The sequence below is a fragment of the Aminobacter sp. P4_D5 genome (assembly GCF_056401815.1).
The window spans coordinates 1-18,858 of sequence record NZ_JBFUIP010000003.1; the positions used below are offsets into that span (position 1 = coordinate 1).

An 18,858-nucleotide genomic window follows, 5' to 3' on the forward strand; every position below is an offset into this window, starting at 1 on the left:
ACAACCATGCGCCCGGCAGCGTCGTCTCAACAAACTTCACACTTGACGTCCCAACTGCGATTAGACAACCGCATCATGAGCGGACTGGCAGCTTTCGGCGTCGCAACCAAGATTGGTGACGTTCAACCAGAAGGTCCTGATCTGCTCCATGGCGGGGCTTGCCGCCGGCGCGAACCGGATCTGACGATCGAAGGCTTCGCTCTGGTAAAAGTAGTTGCTGGGCACGAGCGGACTTGTGGCTGGGCGGCCAGTTTATCAGCGAACGAAGCACGAACTGCTGGATTGCGACTCGGCATCGAGGTATAGTTGTGGTCCTGAATTTCCGGGAGGACCAGCCATGAATGCAGTGCCTCAATGGCGACTCGCAGGCGATTGGTTCGACATCTGCAGCTGCGACATCCCTTGCCCTTGCGAGTTTGCACAGCGACCAACGGGTAATCACTGCCAAGGCGTGCTCGCCTGGCATGTGCGCGAGGGTCAGTATGGCGGCGTGAAGCTAGACGGCCTGACGCTAGTTGCACTCGGTGAATTCGAAGGCAATCTCTGGGCAGGCGAAGCAAAGGCCGTGATGGGCATGTACATCGACGAGAAGGCGAATGAGCGGCAGCGCGAAGCCCTGCAGGCGATCTTCGGCGGCCAGGCCGGCGGCTGGCCGGCCGGATTTGCGGCCAACATCGGCGAGATGCGTGGTATCGAGTTCGTGCCTATCAGTTTTGAGGTGGCGGGCGACCTCGCCACCTGGCGGGTCGAAATTCCCGGCCGCGTCGTCGGGCGCGCAGAAGCGCTTTCCGGTCCAACCACACCGCCCGGCAAGCGGGTGCAGACGATCAACCCGCCGGGCTCGGAGGTTGGCCCGGGCCAGATTGCCACCTGGGGGCGCTCCGTAGAAGTGAGCACCAAAGGCTTCGGGCTCGACTGGACGGGCAACGCCCGCTCGAGCAAGCACATTCCGTTCGACTGGACCGGTCCGAACTAGGGCGRTGTGCCGTTGCCTGACGCGTTCCCCAGGAAATGGTGGCGTTTCACCCGGAATCTCCGTGGCATGCCGCTGGGTCTCCTTGCATCGCTCGCTGTACTGACAGCAGCGGCATGGGCGCTCACCCTCTACCAGACCTTCAGCATGGACATGCCTATGGGCATCATGCGCGGCGGGATGGAGGGCATGGAAGGGATGGCCGGCATGGCTATGTCCGGAATAGCCGCCGACGGCTKGTCAGTTGCCGGCGCCGCCGCCTTTCTCTCTGTGTGGACTGTGATGATGGCGGCCATGATGCTGCCGGCCGCGGCGCCCATGGTCTTTATGTTCGCGACGGCACAGGCGAGTCGCGAACGGCACGTGGCCGTCCCGACATGGATCTTCGTCGCGGGCTACATGCTCGTCTGGGCGACGGCTGGCCTCCTAGTGTATGTCCTGGTCCAGTTCGGCAGCGAGCTTGCGGCGAGCCTCGATCCGCCTCAGCGGTCGAAATGGGCGCCGCTCGCGCTCGGTGCCACGCTTGGCGTCGCCGGGCTCTACCAGTTCACCACCCTCAAGCACATTTGCCTGAGCCATTGCCGTTCACCGCTCGCGTTCGTTGCGCAGCACTGGCGCGAGGGCCGGGTTGGCGCGCTTGAGATGGGGCTGCGCCACGGCGTCTATTGCTTTGGGTGCTGCTGGGCGCTGTTTGCTGTGCTGGTTGCGGCCGGCGTCATGAGCGTCGCCTGGATGCTGCTTCTAACGCTGGTCGTCTTCGTCGAGAAGCTGCAGCCGCGTGGYCGCCGCTTCGAAGGTGCTTTGGGTATTGCGCTATTGGGTCTCGGGATCGTTGTAGCGCTCGGGGTGATTGAGATGCCTTGGATTAGCGGTTAGGGGCATTCCCCCCGCGCCAAGGCCACTCGCTTCTCAAGCGATAAGGTGGTCGAGACGCTCATGCCGAAAGGCTTGTGGTCGGATATCGAGCAAACGATACGGCGCGAGCGTCAGGTCCATTTCTGGCGCATCGCTGCCTGGAAGCTCAGGGGCCGAGATCTGACAGTCCGGATTTAGATTGATTTGACCAGAAGCCGACATCTTAAGCGGCCGCTTCAAAACGATCGAAATCGCACCTTTCGGTCGGCGGCACTCGTAAGTCGGGATTAGTCGGATGAAAACGCGGCCCGATGTTGGAGCTGTTGGGCGACGCGGACTGTGTTAGCACACCCAATATGGTCTGAGGGATGGACTTCATTCAATTGGCGACCGGCCTTCCGCTTGACGCCTGCGCATGCAAGCAGACCCTTCGGGCCGAACGACCTTGAAGCCATTCCGACAGGTCGCAACGGGCTTAAAGTGATCGACTTTGTTATGGGTAGGTTGGCGATTCCTTCCAGTTTGCGTTTTTCGAGGGCATTTTTCGTATGACAACCCTGTCGGTAACGGTCTTCGTGCTAACCTACGCGGGCATGGCTCTGGGGCGCGTGCCCGGCCTGGCGATCGACCGAACCGGCGTCGCGCTGCTCGGTCTGATCGTCCTCCTTGCCTCGGGCGATTTGTCTCTCGAAGAAGCCGGCGCGGCGGTCGACGTGCCTACGATCGCCCTTTTGTTCGCGCTGATGATCCTTTCTGCACAGTTCGACCATTCCGGTTTTTACGGCTGGATCGCTGACCGGATCGTTCGCGCTTCCCGCAATCCGAAGCTTTTGCTCGCCAGCCTGATCGCAGTGACGGGTGTGCTGGCCGCGATCTTCACCAACGACGTCATCGTTTTCGCACTTGCACCTTTGGTTGTCGCGGGTGTTGCCTCGCAACAACTCGATCCGCGACCATACCTTATTGGGCTCGCCGGGGCCGCCAACGCCGGCTCTGCCGCTACCCTTATCGGCAACCCCCAGAACATCCTGATCGGGCAGGCCGGCGGCTTGGATTTCTGGCGTTATCTCGCCTTTGCAGTGCCGCCCACACTGGCCAGCCTCGCAATAACCTTCGTCGCCATCGTCGCGACCTGGCGCTTGGCGCCTGGCGACGGCGCGAATCCGGAGGACAGCCTGCCACCTCAAATCGACCGGTTTCAATTCTTGAAGGGCATGTTTGCAGTCGCAGTACTTGTGGCGCTGTTCCTGACTCCGTTGCCGCGTGAACTCTCGGCGCTCGCGGTCGCGGGGTTTCTGCTGATGTCTCGTCGCCTCTCCTCACGCACTATGATCGGCGCGGTCGACTGGCAATTGCTGCTCCTTTTCGTTTGCCTTTTCGGAATAACGGCAGCTTTCGCCAAGACCGGACTGGCACAGCAAGGCATGGTCTGGCTCACGGAACGGGGCTTGCTGCCCGACCGTCTCGCTGTCCTCGCGCCACTGACGCTTGCCGCCTCCAACACGATCGGCAATGTCCCGGCCGTCATCTTGCTGGTCAAGCTCGTTCCGGATCTCTCGGAGGGTGCTCTGACAGCGCTGGCGTTGCTATCGACGTTCGCAGGAAACCTCCTTCTCACGGGTTCATTGTGCAACATCATCGTTGCCGAAAGGGCCTCCGTTTCCGGCGTCAAGCTCGGTTTTGTCGACTTTGCGCGCTCTGGTGTTCCGATGGCGATCGCAAGCCTGGCCATTACGATAGCTTGGCTTTGGGGCATTGGCCTCGTACCGTTCTAATTGGAAAATCCTGCTTCACGGCTGCTACATCCGGCTCGTCAGTTTGCTGGGAAAGACCGGACGCGCCGCGCGCAGAAACCTGTCCAAAAGGTGTGACTGGCGCGATTCTGATCAGCATCTTGAAACACGATGCGGCGGATGCCTGTCGTGAACTCGCTTGCAACCCCCACCCGTCAGGTCACATTGGAGCCCAGCTTACCTACTATCGGACCCGGCATCACAATGGGCGCCTAGAACTTGACGGTGAGACCGGCTGTGCCGGAAATACCGTAGCTGCGGCCGAAATTGATCAGGCTGGTGTCGACCGTGGCTTGCCCATGGAGAGCATATTTGTCATTTCCCCACGCGTATGAGCCGCCAAGACCGAGGCCAGCCCAAAGGCTTTCCTGCTCGCTTACGAGGGGGGTCGCAGCAAGCACGGTAGTGGCCTGCGGCATGAGGTCATAATAGAGATTGGTGATGCCATAGGCATGGATGCGGCTGGTTGCGCCGCGGTCATCTGTCCAGGCATTCTGGTAGTCGGCTGAAACGCCAAGACGGATCTTGAGATCATTTCCATCGGAGAGCGACACCGCGGCACCAAAGACGTCGGTAAATGGATCGTAGTTGATGCCGGAATAGATCAGCTGGACCTGTGGCGTCACCGACCAATCTGGGTCCAGCGCTATCGGCTGACCTGCTTCCAGACCAAGTGCATAGCCGAAGCCGCCATTGCCTGAGACCAGCCTGGTTGCTGCGGTGGAGGACGAGAGCGTGCTGTCATACCAGGTGAGGTTTGCCTAGGCATCGAGATAGAAGCCGTTCGAGCCGTACCAGGTCAGCGAGCCGCCAAAACCGTACCCGCTGCTGCGGATCGTTCCGTTTCCAAAGATCGAGGCAACGTCGCCAGCAATGGTGCCATAGCGCAGGGAAAGGCCGCCCAGCAGACTTCCGTCCTCTCCGACGTAGAGTTGACCATCCGCCCCGGCCTGCAATTGCCAGGTGTCGATATCATAGTCGGTGCCGGTCGTGGAGGACCTGGGGTCCACGTGCATCTGGCGCCCTACAATCCGGCCCCAGACGCCGCTATTGGCGCCAGCACCGTCAACCATGGCACCGGTGTCGATCATGCCCGCGGCCCAGGAACGATTGCCGACGCGCTGTTGCAGCGTGTCGAGTGTATTGAAGCTCTGCAGCACAGCGGCATAGGCCTCGTAGACCGGTGCGCCGGCGTGATAGAGTGGGCCAATGGTACCGGGATTGAGCAAGGCTGAACGCAGATACCAATCACCATCTGCCGGTGTGCTCACACCGCCCTGATAAAGACGGTAAGCGTAGGCTCCGGCAACCACGGCTGGGTCACCTTCGAAGGTATAGCTGCCCCGCAAAGTGAAGTTGCCGCCGGACTGGCCGCCGACATCGATGATCTTGATGCCTTCGTTTGTCTGTGCGCCAGCGCCGCCGAGATTGATGACGCGGACATTGGTGCTGCCGGACGTATCGCCGGTCACGACAAGCCGATCCGTGGCCGAGCTGTCGTCGCCCAGAACCGTCTCGATCTCAAGTGTGCCGCCATTGCCGGCATAATTTGCCCGCCACAGTCAGGGTACCGATCGAATTACCCGGGGCGATGGTGCCGCCGGAGAAATTTGTGGTGGCGCCGACCTGGCCAGTGCCTTGCAGGCGTCCGCCGACGACGTCCAGGGTTCCCCCGAGGATGCCGTTGATTGACAGGATGCCGTCATACACCCCAGACACGCCTGAGAGGCCCGAATTGTTGGCGGTGAGCGTGGTCTGGCCGGTACCAATCTGCCGGACGCCACCCGTGCCGGTGATCGTGCCGCCGAAGGTCACCATGTCGGACCGATCGAAGGCCAGAATGCCACTATTGGCGACATTGCCGACTATGCTGCCGCTCGTGCCGCCATCGCCCAGTTGCAAGGTGCCGGCGGCGATGGTCGTACCGCCGACATAGCTATTGCCGCTGTCAAGGTCAGCGTACCCAGACCATCCTTGGTCAGGCCGCCCGCGCCGGTCATTTCGGGGGCGATGTCGATATCGTGGCCGTTGGTATCGATGATACCGCCTGCGGTGCCCAGGGTGACCTGTTGAGCGCCATAATTGCGGAAGAAAGTCGCATTGTCGCTGGTGGTCCGAACGATGCCGCCATCCAGGGTGACATTTGCCGTGCCCACGCCGCCGCGGAAACCATTGGTTTCCAGAACCCCGCGCGCACCCGGGGTGCCCAGCACATTCAGCGTGCCGCTTGCCGCCCCATCCGATATGCCCAGATAGACGCAGTTAAGCGCAAAAACCCGGGCGCCGTCTTCGATGTTCATGGCACCGACGCCGTAGTTGCCCAAGGTGAGATTGGAGCCGGTCATCTGCCAAATCGACCCCGCGCCTGTCACGGTGACGTTGCCGTGGCCACCGGGATTGGCACCCACATAGCCTTGCTTGCTGATCACCTGGGCACCGTCCTCGATCCGCAAAACGCCTTGGGCGCCCAAGCCAATCGTAAGCTGGTCCGTCATGGTCCAGGACCCGCCCGATGTCAGCAGCGCCACCCCATATTCGGCGACGCCAATGATCGCGTCGTAGCTTGAGACTGTGGAGCTGTCCGAGATGACAATTTCGCCCTGACCGAAATTGCCAATGTTGATCCGGCCATTCGTCTCGATCCGGCCGCCGTGGGTAACGTGCAATGTGCCGCTCCCCTCTTCGCCAATATGCAGGTTGTATTGATTGGTCCAGGTGGAGGCATTGCCAAAGCCATCGTCGCCCGACACAGTCACAACACCTACGCCGCCCGAGCTGCCGCCAATATAGCCACTGGTATCCGTCACGACCCCGCCATCGAGGATGTTGAGTGTCCCGGTGCCCTGGCGGCCGACATAGAGAAAATCGGTGTTGGTCCAGGTGGAGGCATTGCCCGCGCCATCGTGCCCCGTGACGGTGACGGTGCCATCGCCGCCGATATCGCTGCCAACCGAGCCCTGCCTGTTGGTCAGAGTGCCGCCGTTCTCGATGGTCAAGGAGCCAATGCTGGTGCGGCCATCTCCAAATCTACGCCGCTATTGATGCTCGTTGGGTCCGAAGGATTGGCGTCGCCACCCAGGATGACCTGCTGGGCCGACACTGGCGCGCTCGCCAGCATCAACGCCAAAGGCGCTACGGCCATAGGCAGGCGGCGGTGGGGCAGATGGAAAGTCCCAAGTAGGCGGCAATGCTTCAACATGGAAAACCGAAATGATTCAAACACTAAGCACCTTTGAGAGCTTTATGCTTAATAGTTCGATAATTTGCGTCCGCCGGTACAATCGCAAACTCGTGGACAAACAGGCCGCGATGAAAGGTGGGGTGTTCGTTCGCCAGATATTCCGCTTCAGGCGCCCCAAAAGCATACGGGCAGCTTCCCATCCCAAATCCGATCTTGCTGCACAGCCGCCGCGCCTCTCCAGCCACGCTAGTAGGCTGGTACGCACATCGCTGGTCAGTTCGAATTGGACAGGACTTCCCGTCTTCTGTTGAACGACCCATATCTGCTTCTGCTTCAGCGGGCGTTTCGTTCCGACTGTCTTTCCCGCATTCCAAGCAACGCGGCCGCGAACTGCGGCATCATACTGAGAGTAACCCATTTCATTTCACCTCGGCCTTGAATGGCCGAGAGGGAAACGAAATGGAGCTGACTGCGGCGGGGCCGAAATCTGCCGGTCCCCTTTCGAAGCGAATTTGGTTGAAGCGGTCATGCGCATTCTCTCGCCGCATGACAAACAGATGATGTTCGCCTCTGCATCTTCGAAAGGTGATGACGCCGGTTGATTTCCTCGTGCGGAACACGTTGCAATGTGTTCAAGCGGCCTTGCGGCGCTGGAAAGGTCCGTGCGGAATTTCCGGCGGCGCGAAGCTCTCGGCATTGGCGCGGTCCCAGCGGCTGTACCAGTCGGCCAGTTCGGGAATTTCCTCCCCGGCGACGAGGAAGCCCTCAGGCAGATAGGGGTAGGCTTCGTTGCCGTCGAGGAACTCGTTGTCCTTCTGCCGGAACATGAAGTGATAGGGCATGAAGTCGCTAGGATTGCTCAGGCCGGCCGACCCGGCGATTTCGCCAAGCGCCTTCATCGTGTTGCGATGGAATCGCGCGACGCGATCGCTCTTGTCTCCGACATCGAGCGCCCGCTGGCGGACCGGGTCCTGTGTCGCGATGCCGACAGGACATTTGTTGGTGTGGCAGGCCTGAGCCTGGATGCAGCCAATGGCGAACATGAAACCGCGCGCCGCGTTGCACCAGTCGGCCCCCAGCGCCACGACGCGGGCGATGTCGAAGGCGGAGACGATCTTGCCGGCTGCGCCGATCTTCACCTCATGGCGAATTCCCGCGCCGCGCAGCGTGTTGTGTACGAAGGTCAGCCCTTCCAGCATCGGCATGCCGACCCGGTTGGCGAATTCGACCGGAGCTGCGCCCGTTCCGCCCTCTGCGCCATCCACTACGATGAAATCCGGGATAATCCCCGTCTTGAGCATCGCCTTGACCATGCTCATGAACTCGCGGCGATGGCCGATGCAGAGCTTGATGCCGACCGGCTTGCCCCCCGACAAGCCGCGCAACTGACCGACGAACTGCATCAGGCCGATCGGCGTCGAGAAGGTGCCATGGGCAGCCGGAGAGACGCAGTCGACTCCCATGGGGATGCCACGCGCTTCGGCGATCTCCGGTGAGATCTTCGATGCGGGCAGCATGCCGCCGTGGCCCGGCTTCGCGCCCTGGCTCAGCTTGATCTCGATCATCCTGATCTGCGGATCGGCGGCGATCTCGGCGAATTTCTTCGGCGAGAAACTGCCGTCGTCTGTGCGGCAACCGAAATAGCCCGACGCAACCTGGTAGATCAGGTCGCCGCCGCCCTGCCGGTGATAGCGGCTGATGCCGCCTTCGCCCGTATCATGCGCGAAGCCGCCCTTCTTCGCCCCTGTATTGAGGGAGAGGATGGCGTTTGCCGAGAGCGAGCCGAAGCTCATCGCCGAAATGTTGTAGAGACTGGCGTCATAGGGCTGCTTGCAGGCGGAACCGCCGATGCGCACCCGGAAGTTGGTGTCGGTGATCGCTACGGGCGAGGCGGAATGGGTCAGCCACGCATAGCCGGAACCATAGACATTCTCAATCGTACCGAAGGGCCGTTTGTCCTCAACTCCCTTGGCGCGTTGATAGACGAGACCGCGGGCCTGGCGGCTGAACGGCACCTCTTCATGATCGCCCTCGATGATGTACTGCCTGATTTCCGGCCGGAATCCCTCGAGCAGGAAGCGCAGATGCCCGACGATCGGATAGTTGCGCAGGATGGAGTGCCGGCGCTGGAAAAGGTCATGCACGCCGAGCAGGAAGAGCCCGCCGCAAAGCGTGGCAACGACCAGCAGCCACTTGCTGTAAAGCGCCGCACCCGCAAGGGATGCTAGTGCAATGAGCCCAACGCCGACGAACACGGTATAGCGTTGATGCGAGAAGATAATGCTGACCATTTTTTGGGATTTGTCCGGAAAGTCCGCGTTGTGGCATTCGTAGCCAGGGTGGTCCGGAACGAAAGCTGCGAACGGCAAATCGCTCAGGCGACAGGCCTATAGCACCGAATTTGTGACATTGCAGCGAATCCCACCGGGGCAATTCGCGTCGCGTGGCACTCAGCCGGCGGTAGTCATTGGCAAGGGCTGAAACGAAAGACATGATTTTTCCGTGGCGGGTCGGGGGCCGTTACCGGACGTTCCGATTTTAGGTATTGAGGTCCGATAGCAGCCGTTTTGCAGCCGACCCATTTCAGACATCGAAGCGCTAAGCCGCCCGGCTGCAAGCTGCCCGCGGGAAGTCACGACACCGAGGCTGATGACCCGGCTCAGCGCTCCGTGAGCGACAAACCGCTATTTACCCCCTTGCAGTGGTGCTTAACCTACTGTGACTGGAAAATCGTTGCCTGCGACCGATGTGGGGCCGGCGAACGAATCCGCTGCGGGGGAGTGCTGGGAATCGGCGACACGCCTTGGTCGAATCAACGATCGGGGCCGCAGCGGGCAGGCCATAGGCCTTTCGGGTTTCGGCTCTTCCTTCGAAGAACTTTGCGTAACCGGAAGCCCCGCCCCTCTCTCCTGCTTGTCAGGCTGCAGACGAACTCGACAAGCAGGCTTGCCACAGTGCAGCTAGAGATGAAAATCACCGGACGATTCCGGTTGGTAGATCACCTTTTCGATCAGGATACGTCGCGTACGATCTGTAACCCTCCAGTCGATGGCGTCGCCTTCCTGATAGCCCAGGATCGCGGCGCCGACGTCGGAGAGGACCGATAGTTTACCAGAGCGTTCGTCGGCGTCTTGCGGGTAGACAAGAGCCACTTCCTTTTGTTCATCATCAAGCTGCAGCACGACCCTGGAATTCATTGTCACGACATCGCGCGCGACGTGCTGAGGATCAACGACAATGGCTCTCTCGATCTCATGTTCAAGCTCGACAATTGCCGCCCCTTGCTCGAACTCAATCAGGTTCTGGAGCCGTGCTTTGTCGATCTCCGTGACGTAGATGTCGGTAGATTTTGCCATGGCGCCTTCGCGCAGGAGTTGGAGATACCGGCCAGAGGTCATGGACAGGGAATTGAGTGTTGGTGTTTCGAGTTTGAGAAGAAAACCGCAGCGTTCAAAACCCTTCAGCGAGCGCGTATTGTTCGGGTGAATTTTGGCGATGACGCTCTCGGCTCGCATGTCGAGGAAGGCGAGCTTCAAACCTTCGCGGATGGTGCTGGCGCCAAGTCCGCGCCCCCAGCTGTCATGGTCTCCGACGACCAAGACTATTTCACACTCAGCGCCTGTCTTGACCAGACGGACGAAGCCGACCGGGATATCGTTTCGGTCGTAAGCCATAAAGAAGCGGCCGCCCTGATTGAACAGATGTGTCAGGATCGGCATCTGAGCTCGGTCGACGGCCTGTGCGATGAATCGAGACACACTGCGGGAATCGCTCAGGTAGCGAGTGACGCGTTCATCCTCTAACCAGTCCATCAGGATCAGTGCGTGTGTCCGAGTGATTTCTGGACGCAACGAAACAAAAGGCTTGTTCATCTTCGCTACCTTAGTCGCAAGAATGAAAGCCTGTCACGGTCGCTGCCGTGCTGGTTCTTTCGGATCAACGTTGAAAGAATGCCGATCTAGCAAAGATCCAGCGGTGAAGGCCAGCGGAGAAGCGCCCCCGTATGAGTGAGGGCGGTCCGCGAAGTGGGGCGGGAACGGGACGGGCAGGAAACCACCCCCAAACAGCCCTACCGTCAGCTTGGGCTGAAACGATTCGTTCCGGCAGGATGGGGGCCGTGTATAGACGGCTCTCCGTTGGCAAGGGGTTCTTTGAGCACTGCCGTTGCTGGTTGGTGCGGCCACGTATCCGACCTGTAGGTGCGGCCTTTCATGTGCCGCTGGCCATAATGCCATTCGCGCGTCTCAGATCCCGATCGCAAGCTCGCACTCGAGGTGCACGGCCCCAGTGGGTTCTCCTGATCTGGCGGTATCAACCGGCTTGGTGCATTAGCTCCTATACGCCCTTTCCAACCTCGTCGGCGATCGCTCGCCCTGTCTCGTTCTACGCGATAACCGGCTCCCTATAGCGCTCGCCGTTTGTCATCAGTGCCCAGACCATCCGTCACAAGTTGGTCAGTTTCGACGCCCATCAGCCAGACTTGCATTTCGGCGAGCTGTTCGAAGAGGAGCGCGCACACGTCGGCGGGCGACGGTGCTCTGAAATCCTGTAGCGCGAGCTGGCGTCGTGCGTCCCGCAATGTGAGCAGCCTCTCCCGGAAATCCGCAAAGCGCGCGGTCTCCAGCATACGCTCGATCATTGGAAGCTTCCGCGAGGGGTGTCACTGCCTAGCCGCCACGGAAGACGATGAAGGAACCGATAGGCGACTTCGCCTTTCGGAGAGCCAGAACCCCAGCTGCTCGGCAACGGCACCTTTGGCCACTTGCCAACGAAACTGTCCATAACGCGATAGATCGTCTTCGCCGACAAAGCGGGTACCTGCCCCTCATTGTCGTAGCCAAAAAGGCCCACACGATCCTGGATCGCGAGTAGGGTGTCCTTGTGCTGGCGAAGCTCTCCCAGGCTAGTTCGAACGCCGGCGTGCTGTAGAAGACAGCGCCCAGTAGCGGTGCCTGGCCCGGGCCAGCTTGTCGGCTTCGGTGTCTTCGCCGCTGTCATTAAGGGATCATTGAAGCGGCGGTCGATCAGCGCGTTCAGCTGCGCGCGATCTCCATTATCCGCCGCCATCTGAAATAACGGAGTTTCGCGCTGCCTCGTTATCGATTGACCACTCAGATTTTTTGCAGAACTAAACGCGTCCGTCGAGCAGCAAGGCATCTTGAATGCCGGGCCTGGCGTCGACGCCAAGCCGAATGGCTTCTGCAATCAATTTGTGGAGGACCCCCTCATGTAGACCTATGCCTTCAACGAGCGCCTTTTGCTTGCGCCTGGCAGCGCTGTCGCCAGGCAACCTTACTCGGTCGACGCCTGGCCTCGGTGGGTTGTTTCGGCACGCATTAGCCAGCCAGCCGGTCTGGCGGACAAATGCCGCTTCCCCGGCAAAAGCGCTGGGGTCGATGACCTGCAGGAAGACTGAAGCGTTGGTGCCCTCAGGCTTGTCGACACGGCCGAAGCCGGCGAGTCCCTGGGTCAGCGCCTCCACCAATATGGCCAGTGCGTAGCCTTTCTGGCCGTGGTCGAGCCCGCCGGCGGGCAGGATGGTGCCACCGTCGTTCAGCACATTCGGATCGTCTGTCGGCTTGCCATCGCGGTCGAGCAGCCATTGGTGCTCGAACTTTCGCCCTTCGGCGATGAGACGCGAACTCATATTGTTGGTGGTGATCGAGGCGCTGACGTCGATCAGGATCGGGTCGCCGTCGGTCGGGATGCCGGCGGCGATGGGGTTCGGCGTGAAGACGCCGCGCGTGCCGCCGAACGGGGCGACCGAAGCGCCCGACGGGCTGGAGCTTGTCAGCAGCGCGATATAGCCGCGATCGGTAGCCCGGGTGAGATAGGCGGCGAGGCAGCCGATATGATGGCTGTTACCGATGGCGACGGTGACGGTGCCGTAGGTCGCGGCGCGCTCGACGGCGAGGTCCATCGCCGTCGCCGTCAGCCAGGCGCCGGGCAGGCGCAAGCCGTCCCAGGCGACGCAGGCACCGCGATCCGAGATCACCCGGGGTGCGCCTGATTTGGTCATGACGCCGTTGCGGATGCTGTCGAGATACCATGGCGCCAATGCCAGTCCATGGGTGGTGTGGCCCATCAGGTCGGCTTCGACCAGGATCTCGGCCACTGCATGGGCCTTGTCAGGCTCGAGGCCCGCCGCCTTGAAGATGGCGAAAGCGAGGTCGGTCAGCGTATCGACGTCGTGACGCGTGTCATCGGAGGCCATGGTCATACCCTTGCATAGAGATTCTGGGCGAGCTGCTCGCCGCGGAGGAAGGCAAGCACGTTGCCGGCGGTCATGATCGAGACGGCGCGGCGCGCGTCCTCGGTGACGCCGGCGACATGGGGCGTAAGCAGGACGTTGGGCAGCTGCCAAAGCAGGCTTGCGACCGGCGGCTCCTCGGCGAAGCTGTCGAGGCCGGCGCCGGCGATGCGCCCGGCCTCAAGGGCAGCGATCAGGGCCGGCTCGTCGACGACCTCGCCGCGCGCAGTGTTGATGAGGATGGCCGTGGGCTTCATCAGCCCGATCTCGTGTGCACCGATCAGACCGCGCGTGCCCTCAGTCAAAGGGCAGTGCAGGCTGACAACGTCACTTTCGGCGAACAGGACATCGAGCGACCCGGCGCGGGTGACGCCTTGGGCGAAGGCCTCGTCCGGCGCGAACGGATCGTAGGCCGAGACTTGCAGCCCGATAGGAGCGGCCATTCGGCCAAGGATCTGGCCGATCAGGCCGAAACCGACGAGGCCGAGCTTCTGGCCGCGCAGCTCGCGCCCAGCATAGAGCTTCTTGTCCCACAGGCCGTTGCGGATATGGCCGTCCTGGCGCAGAAAATCCTTGGTCAGCGCCAGAATCAGCCCGAGCGCGTGTTCGGCCACCGAATGGGCATTGGCTCCGGTCGCCATGACGACGGGGATGCCCATCGCCTTTGCGGCAGTGACGTCGATGTCGTTAGTGCCGACGCCATGCTTGGCGACGATCCTGAGATTGCGCGACGCCGACAGCATGTCGCTGTCGACCAGCTCCACCAGCCGCACCACAAGTGCTGCCGGCTGGTGCTGCTCGATCAGTTCCAGCACTTCGGATTTCGCGGGATAAGGCTCCGTCGAGATGCACGCAACTCCGGCATCTTCAAGCATGGCAAGGCCCTCGGCGGCCATCCGGCCGCCGACTGTAACGATCGTCGTTGTCATCGTTCTTTCCTGTCGTGCCGCCTGAGCGGCTGGAGTTCTGCCGACCCGGGGTCAGCGCGAGAGGTCGAGCACCTTGTTTTCGAACAAGCGGTTGCGCGAGCCTTCGAGATGCTCGCGCATGCGGTTGCGCGCCAGCTCCGCCTCACCCGCAGCGATGGCGTCGCAGATACCGCGATGCTCGTCATAGACCTGTTCGAGCTTGGTCAGCGGCCCCATCAGGGAGAGACCGTGCAGATTCATGCCGACGGCGATGTGCTGGCGCAGTGCGTCGAGGCAAGCGGTGTAATAGTGGTTGTTGGCGGCCTCAGCCACCGAGCGATGGAACAGGAAGTCGACATCGGATCGGTGGGTCTGGTCGCGCGTCGCGTCGCGCAGTTCGGAGAGAGCGGCGCGCATCTTCTGCATCGCGGCAGCGTCATGGCGCAGAGCGGCGAAATAAGCGGCCTCCGGCTCGATTGTCAGGCGGAACTCGTAGCAACGCTGGATGTCGGCGATCGTCTTGACCGGGGAGAAGCCGAGGCTGGTCTTCTGGGTGTCGAAGACGCGGACATAGGTTCCCGAGCCCTGGCGGGAATAGACGAGGCCGACGTCACGCAGGCGGCCCAGCGCATCACGCACCACCGGCCGTGACACGCCGAGCAGCGTCGCGAGATCGTGCTCGCCCGGCAGCTTAGAGCCCGAGGGGAACTCGCCCGAGACGATCCGCTCCTGCAGCTGGTCGAACACCTTGTCGACCAGCTTCGGCGCCTTGGAAGCGCCCTTGTGGCCGCTGCCCGGCTTTTCGCCGGTTTCGGCCGCATCCGGCTCCGTTCCGTCCTGCTGCAATTCGGTCGTCATGTGTGTTCCGCCTGTTCCCGGCTCGGCATACGCAAGAGGTCGGAGAGAACCGCGACCTTCCCGAATCCGCCGGATTTCACGACACAGCGCAGCCCTTCGCCATGGCGTGTCGCGATGGTAAACCAGGGCAAGCCCGGCGCCACCTCGCCCTGCGGAAATAGCACGTCGGCGCCAAGCGCGCCAAGTATGGCGAGTGCCGTGTCGCCGCCGCCCATGACAAGCGAGGAGGGGCGGAGCCGCTCAACGGCCGCGGCTATTCCCATGGCGAAACGCGCGGCGATGCGGGCCGGCTCCTCGACCATGTCACCGGTACAGCGAACAACCGTTGGCAGAGTGCTGTCGGCGGGCAAGGCGAAGCGGCCGTTCAAGGCGTCGACGAGCTGAACGTGGGGATTATCATCGACCAATCGGGCAACCTGCTGGTCGGTGATGGGGTCGCGCGAGCCGAAGGCGAATAGCACGTTCTGGTCGCTTGTCGGTGCATCGGCGGGCCTAGAGTTCCTGTTGTGGTGGAGATGGCGGGCGAAGGCCAGACCCAGTCCCCGCGCCCCGACCGCAACGTTGTTGCTCCAGTCGGTATCGGCGATGACTTGGTCAAGATCGGCGTCGTTGGCGGCGTTGCGCACGGAGACGCGCCTGGACAGGCCGGCAAATGTCGCCAGCACCGGCACTGGCGCATCGACGCCGCGGCCGACGACAGCGTCGTCGCGCGTCGTGCGGCCCTGGTCGGGAACGGCAGGCGCCACGACGAGCGCATCGCGCCCCGATGCCTCGGCCAGCGCGTCGGCTTCCACGCCGACATTGCCTTTCAGCCGGGAGTCGATCTTCTTCATGACGATGCCGGGCGTATGCGGCATGAACCGGCTAGCGACTTCGCGCACCCTTGCCGCTGCGACTTCCGCGGGTAGTGCCCGCGACGCCGTGCTAACGGCAAAGACATCGGGAGCGCTCGCCAGCGCCTTGCCGGTCGCTTCGGGGGTCATTGCCACCGCCACCTTGAGGCCCGACGCGACGAAGGGCGCCGACGTGTCGAGCGCTCCGGTCAGGTCGTCGGCGACGATGGCGAGCATCAGAGTCATCCAGCCGCTTCCATTTCCACCGCATGGCAGGCGACGTGGTGGCCGGGAACGACCTCGCGCCATTCGGGCACGACCGCCTTGCACTTGTCCATGGCGATGGGGCAGCGCGTGTGGAAGCGGCAACCGGTGGGCGGCGCAAGCGGGCTTGGCACGTCGCCGGTGAGTATCTGGCGCTGGCGCGTCTTTTCCAGTTCCGGATCGGCCTCGGGCACGGCCGAAAGCAGCGCCCTGGTGTAGGGGTGGAGCGGGTTGGAGAACAGCTGCTCGCGGGTCGCGAGTTCGGCCATTCGGCCGAGATACATGACGCCGACGCGGGTGCTGATGTGGCGGACCACGGCAAGATCATGGGCGATGAACAGGTAGGTCAGCCCGTATTTTTCCTGCAGGTCGAGCAGAAGGTTGATGATCTGCGCCTKCACCGAGACGTCGAGCGCCGAGAYSGCCTCGTCGCAGACGATGAATTTGGGCTGGCAGGCCAGCGCCCGGGCAATCGCCACCCGCTGGCGCTGTCCGCCCGAGAGTTCGTGCGGATAACGCTGGGCAAAACGGGCGGGCAGGCCGACATCGGCGAGCAGGCGTGACACCCGCTCCGGCAGCTCGGCCCTGGTGGAGAGCTTGTGGAACAGGATCGGCTCGCCCACCACCTCACCGATGGTCATGCGCGGATTGAGCGTCGAATAGGGGTCCTGGAAGACGATCTGCAACTCGCGGCGATAGGGCCGCATGCGCTTTTCGTCGAGCGAGACGATGTTCTCGCCCTGGAAGATGACCTTGCCCGAAGTCGCCTTCTGCAGGTTGAGCAGGGTGAAGCCCGTCGTCGACTTGCCGCAACCGGATTCGCCGACCAGCGACAGGGTCTCTCCGGCGAAGATGTCGAAGTTCACGTCGTCCACCGCATAAACGGTGGCGCCGCGCTCGCCGAAGGCGCCGAGGCGGACGACGAAATGCTTGACGAGATTCTCTACCCTGATCAGCGGTTCGGCAGCCATCACGCGGCCTCCTTCATCTGGCGCTGGGCGACGAAGCAGGCGACGCGGTGGCCGCTGGTGCCTGCGACCGGCTCGAGCACCGGCACGCGTTCGTGGCAGATGCTTTCGGCCAGGGCGCAGCGTGGCGCAAACGGGCAGCCCTTCGGACGGCGGCCCGGTTCGGGTGGCGTGCCGCCGATAGAAGACAGCCGGCTGGCGCGCTCGTCGGACAGCTTCGGGATCGAGGCCAGCAGGCCGCGCGTGTAGGGATGCGTCGGCCGGGCGAAGAGTTCGCCGACCGGCGCGTCCTCGACTACAGTTCCGGCATAGAGCACGGCGACGCGGTCGACCAATCCAGCGATCAGCGCGAGGTCGTGGGTAATCCACACCACCGACATGTTGAGCTTCTTGCGCAGATCCTTCACCAGGTCGACGATCTGCGCCTGGATGGTGACGTCGAGCGCAGTCGTCGGTTCGTCGGCGATCAACAGTTCCGGGTCACAGGCAAGGCCCATGGCGATCATCACCCGTTGGCGCATGCCGCCCGAGAGTTCGTGCGGATAGGCCGTGATACGTTGCTCCGGGCCCGGGATACCGACCAGCCTCAGCAATTCGATCGCGCGCTTGCGGGCGTCAGCCTTGTTCATGTTGCGATGGTAGATCAGTGGCTCGCAGAGCTGGTCGCCGATGCGCATGACCGGGTTGAGCGAAGTCATCGGATCCTGGAAGACGAAACCGATCTTGCCGCCGCGCACCTGGCGCAGCTCCGACTTCGACATCTTGAGCAGGTCGCGGCCAGCGAATTCGGCTGTGCCGCCCTTCACCTTGATCTTGTTTGGCAGCAGCCGCACCAGGGAGAGCATGGTCAGGCTCTTGCCGCAGCCGGATTCGCCGACGACGCCGACTGTCTCGCCCTTGCCGACGGTGAGGTTGATGCCGTCGACGATGATGGCCGGGCCGCGGCGGGTTTCGATCTCGATTGTCAGGCCGCGAACGTCGAGCAGCGGCTTCTGGATTTCGGGAGCGGTCATTTGCTGCCCCTCGGGTTGAGAGCGTCGTTGAGGCCGTCGCCGAGGAAGGAAAAGGCGACAGTGGCGAGGCCGAGCACGGCTGCGGGTGCGGCGAGCAGATGTGGATAGTGCTGCCAGACGCGCAGGCCGTCGGAGATCATGTTGCCCCAGCTGGGCGTGGGCGGATTGACGCCGACGCCGAGGAAGGAGAAGGCGCTTTCCAGAACCATCGCGGTGCCGAGGCCAGCGCTGACCGAAACGATCAGCGGGCCGATGGCGTTGGGCACGATGTAGCGCATCAGGATGAGGCGGTTGGTCAGGCCGAGCGCGCGCGCCGCCGTGACATAAGGCCGACCGCGGATCGACAGCACTTGGGCGCGGACGAGGCGGGCATAGGGTGGCCAACTGATCAGTGCCATCGAGCCGAATACCAGCAGGAAGTCGACCCAGATGGTTTCGCGGTAAAACGGGTTGAGCGTCGCCTGATAGCGCGCCTCCATCCATGCGGTGATGGGCGTCTTCAGCGAGGCGTTGATGACGACGACCAGCAGAAGGTTGGGCACAGACATTGTCATGTCGGTGAACCACATGACGATGCGGTCGAACAGGCCGCCGAAGAAGCCGGCCATGGCGCCGAGGGTGACGCCGATGACGACGGCGATCGTCGTCACCACGATCGCCACGACGAAGGCGGTTCGGGTGCCATAGACAACGCGTGAGAACACATCGCGGCCGAGATCGTCGGTGCCGAAGAGGTGCGCAAGCGATGGCGCCTGGTTGCGGGCGTTGAGGTCCTGGGTGAGGAAGTCGTAGGGCGTGAGCCAGGGGCCGAAAACGGCGACGAAGGCGAGCAGGATGACAACGGCGAGACCGGCGACCGCCAGCTTGTTGCGCAGCAGGCGGTGCCAGGCATCGCGCCACAAGCTGACGGGGAGCTCGTCGTCGGCCACTGACGAGGAGAGATTGACGGGAGTGATCGTCAT

Annotated in this window: 16 protein-coding genes and 2 pseudogenes; 4 read left to right on the forward strand and 14 right to left on the reverse strand. The window is 62.4% G+C overall.

Annotated elements, in window-relative coordinates; translation table 11 throughout:
* The 4 genes from AC1DWF_RS01405 to AC1DWF_RS01420 all read left to right on the forward strand — a co-directional run.
* Positions 1–306: hypothetical protein (locus tag AC1DWF_RS01405; RefSeq protein WP_476841393.1), on the forward strand; the 306-nt coding region annotated here is incomplete at its 5' end.
* Positions 307–337: 31 nt separating this feature from the next.
* A complete protein-coding gene (locus AC1DWF_RS01410; RefSeq protein ID WP_476789267.1) occupies positions 338–976 on the forward strand; it encodes a DUF1326 domain-containing protein in 639 nt (212 codons plus the stop codon).
* Positions 977–1,132: 156 nt separating this feature from the next.
* Positions 1,133–1,849 (forward strand): DUF2182 domain-containing protein, encoded by a 717-nt coding sequence (locus tag AC1DWF_RS01415; RefSeq protein WP_476841394.1) that lies wholly within the window; start codon positions 1,133–1,135, stop codon positions 1,847–1,849.
* A 527-nt stretch (positions 1,850–2,376) separates the two neighbouring features.
* A complete protein-coding gene (locus AC1DWF_RS01420) occupies positions 2,377–3,603 on the forward strand; it encodes an SLC13 family permease (protein WP_476787059.1) in 1,227 nt (408 codons plus the stop codon).
* Positions 3,604–3,833: 230 nt separating this feature from the next.
* Here AC1DWF_RS01420 and AC1DWF_RS01425 read toward each other — a convergent pair.
* The 14 genes and pseudogenes from AC1DWF_RS01425 to AC1DWF_RS01490 all read right to left on the reverse strand — a co-directional run bounded on the left by AC1DWF_RS01425 (position 3,834) and on the right by AC1DWF_RS01490 (position 18,858).
* Positions 3,834–5,183 (reverse strand): annotated as a pseudogene (locus tag AC1DWF_RS01425) (autotransporter family protein).
* Entirely contained in the window at positions 5,143–5,523 is a 381-nt protein-coding gene (locus AC1DWF_RS01430; protein ID WP_476786614.1) for a hypothetical protein, read from the reverse strand. The pseudogene AC1DWF_RS01425 and the gene AC1DWF_RS01430 overlap by 41 nt, the downstream one beginning before the upstream one ends.
* Complete coding sequence (locus tag AC1DWF_RS01435) at positions 5,487–6,617, reverse strand: hypothetical protein (RefSeq protein WP_476789269.1); 1,131 nt, start codon at positions 6,615–6,617, stop codon at positions 5,487–5,489. Before AC1DWF_RS01435 ends, AC1DWF_RS01430 begins: the two co-directional genes overlap by 37 nt.
* A gap of 408 nt (positions 6,618–7,025) precedes the next feature.
* Positions 7,026–7,220, reverse strand: a pseudogene (locus tag AC1DWF_RS01440) (integrase); the annotation flags it as partial.
* A gap of 214 nt (positions 7,221–7,434) precedes the next feature.
* Complete coding sequence (locus AC1DWF_RS01445) at positions 7,435–9,093, reverse strand: FMN-binding glutamate synthase family protein (RefSeq protein ID WP_476788735.1); 1,659 nt, start codon at positions 9,091–9,093, stop codon at positions 7,435–7,437.
* A gap of 669 nt (positions 9,094–9,762) precedes the next feature.
* A complete protein-coding gene (locus tag AC1DWF_RS01450) occupies positions 9,763–10,674 on the reverse strand; it encodes a bifunctional GNAT family N-acetyltransferase/nucleoside diphosphate kinase regulator (RefSeq protein WP_476788736.1) in 912 nt (303 codons plus the stop codon).
* A 530-nt stretch (positions 10,675–11,204) separates the two neighbouring features.
* A complete protein-coding gene (locus tag AC1DWF_RS01455; RefSeq protein ID WP_476788737.1) occupies positions 11,205–11,441 on the reverse strand; it encodes a hypothetical protein in 237 nt (78 codons plus the stop codon).
* Between the two features lie 489 nt (positions 11,442–11,930).
* The gene (locus AC1DWF_RS01460; protein WP_476782169.1) at positions 11,931–13,016 is read right to left on the reverse strand and encodes an Ldh family oxidoreductase; all 1,086 of its coding nucleotides are present in this window, start codon (positions 13,014–13,016) and stop codon (positions 11,931–11,933) included.
* A 2-nt stretch (positions 13,017–13,018) separates the two neighbouring features.
* Positions 13,019–13,981: a hydroxyacid dehydrogenase gene (locus AC1DWF_RS01465; RefSeq protein WP_476782170.1), complete on the reverse strand. Its 963-nt coding sequence runs from the start codon at positions 13,979–13,981 to the stop codon at positions 13,019–13,021.
* Positions 13,982–14,032: 51 nt separating this feature from the next.
* A complete protein-coding gene (locus AC1DWF_RS01470; protein ID WP_476782171.1) occupies positions 14,033–14,818 on the reverse strand; it encodes a FadR/GntR family transcriptional regulator in 786 nt (261 codons plus the stop codon).
* Positions 14,815–15,897, reverse strand: a complete 1,083-nt coding sequence (locus AC1DWF_RS01475; RefSeq protein WP_476782172.1) for a four-carbon acid sugar kinase family protein — start codon at positions 15,895–15,897, stop codon at positions 14,815–14,817. Before AC1DWF_RS01475 ends, AC1DWF_RS01470 begins: the two co-directional genes overlap by 4 nt.
* Positions 15,894–16,886, reverse strand: a complete 993-nt coding sequence (locus tag AC1DWF_RS01480) for an ABC transporter ATP-binding protein (RefSeq protein ID WP_476841395.1) — start codon at positions 16,884–16,886, stop codon at positions 15,894–15,896. The genes AC1DWF_RS01475 and AC1DWF_RS01480 overlap by 4 nt, the downstream gene beginning before the upstream one ends.
* Complete coding sequence (locus AC1DWF_RS01485; RefSeq protein ID WP_476782174.1) at positions 16,886–17,896, reverse strand: ABC transporter ATP-binding protein; 1,011 nt, start codon at positions 17,894–17,896, stop codon at positions 16,886–16,888. Before AC1DWF_RS01485 ends, AC1DWF_RS01480 begins: the two co-directional genes overlap by 1 nt.
* The gene (locus AC1DWF_RS01490; RefSeq protein ID WP_476782175.1) at positions 17,893–18,858 is read right to left on the reverse strand and encodes an ABC transporter permease; all 966 of its coding nucleotides are present in this window, start codon (positions 18,856–18,858) and stop codon (positions 17,893–17,895) included. Before AC1DWF_RS01490 ends, AC1DWF_RS01485 begins: the two co-directional genes overlap by 4 nt.

Excerpts from the sequence above, each read along its gene's own strand:
- AC1DWF_RS01455 (WP_476788737.1), bottom strand. The coding sequence starts at position 11,441 with ATGATCGAGCGTATGCTGGAGACCGCGCGCTTTGCGGATTTCCGGGAG.
- AC1DWF_RS01475 (WP_476782172.1), bottom strand. The coding sequence starts at position 15,897 with ATGACTCTGATGCTCGCCATCGTCGCCGACGACCTGACCGGAGCGCTC.
- AC1DWF_RS01410 (WP_476789267.1), top strand. The coding sequence starts at position 338 with ATGAATGCAGTGCCTCAATGGCGACTCGCAGGCGATTGGTTCGACATC.
- AC1DWF_RS01450 (WP_476788736.1), bottom strand. The coding sequence starts at position 10,674 with ATGAACAAGCCTTTTGTTTCGTTGCGTCCAGAAATCACTCGGACACAC.
- AC1DWF_RS01460 (WP_476782169.1), bottom strand. The coding sequence starts at position 13,016 with ATGGCCTCCGATGACACGCGTCACGACGTCGATACGCTGACCGACCTC.
- AC1DWF_RS01465 (WP_476782170.1), bottom strand. The coding sequence starts at position 13,981 with ATGACAACGACGATCGTTACAGTCGGCGGCCGGATGGCCGCCGAGGGC.
- AC1DWF_RS01420 (WP_476787059.1), top strand. The coding sequence starts at position 2,377 with ATGACAACCCTGTCGGTAACGGTCTTCGTGCTAACCTACGCGGGCATG.
- AC1DWF_RS01485 (WP_476782174.1), bottom strand. The coding sequence starts at position 17,896 with ATGACCGCTCCCGAAATCCAGAAGCCGCTGCTCGACGTTCGCGGCCTG.
- AC1DWF_RS01470 (WP_476782171.1), bottom strand. The coding sequence starts at position 14,818 with ATGACGACCGAATTGCAGCAGGACGGAACGGAGCCGGATGCGGCCGAA.
- AC1DWF_RS01445 (WP_476788735.1), bottom strand. The coding sequence starts at position 9,093 with ATGGTCAGCATTATCTTCTCGCATCAACGCTATACCGTGTTCGTCGGC.
- AC1DWF_RS01490 (WP_476782175.1), bottom strand. The coding sequence starts at position 18,858 with ATGACGATCACTCCCGTCAATCTCTCCTCGTCAGTGGCCGACGACGAG.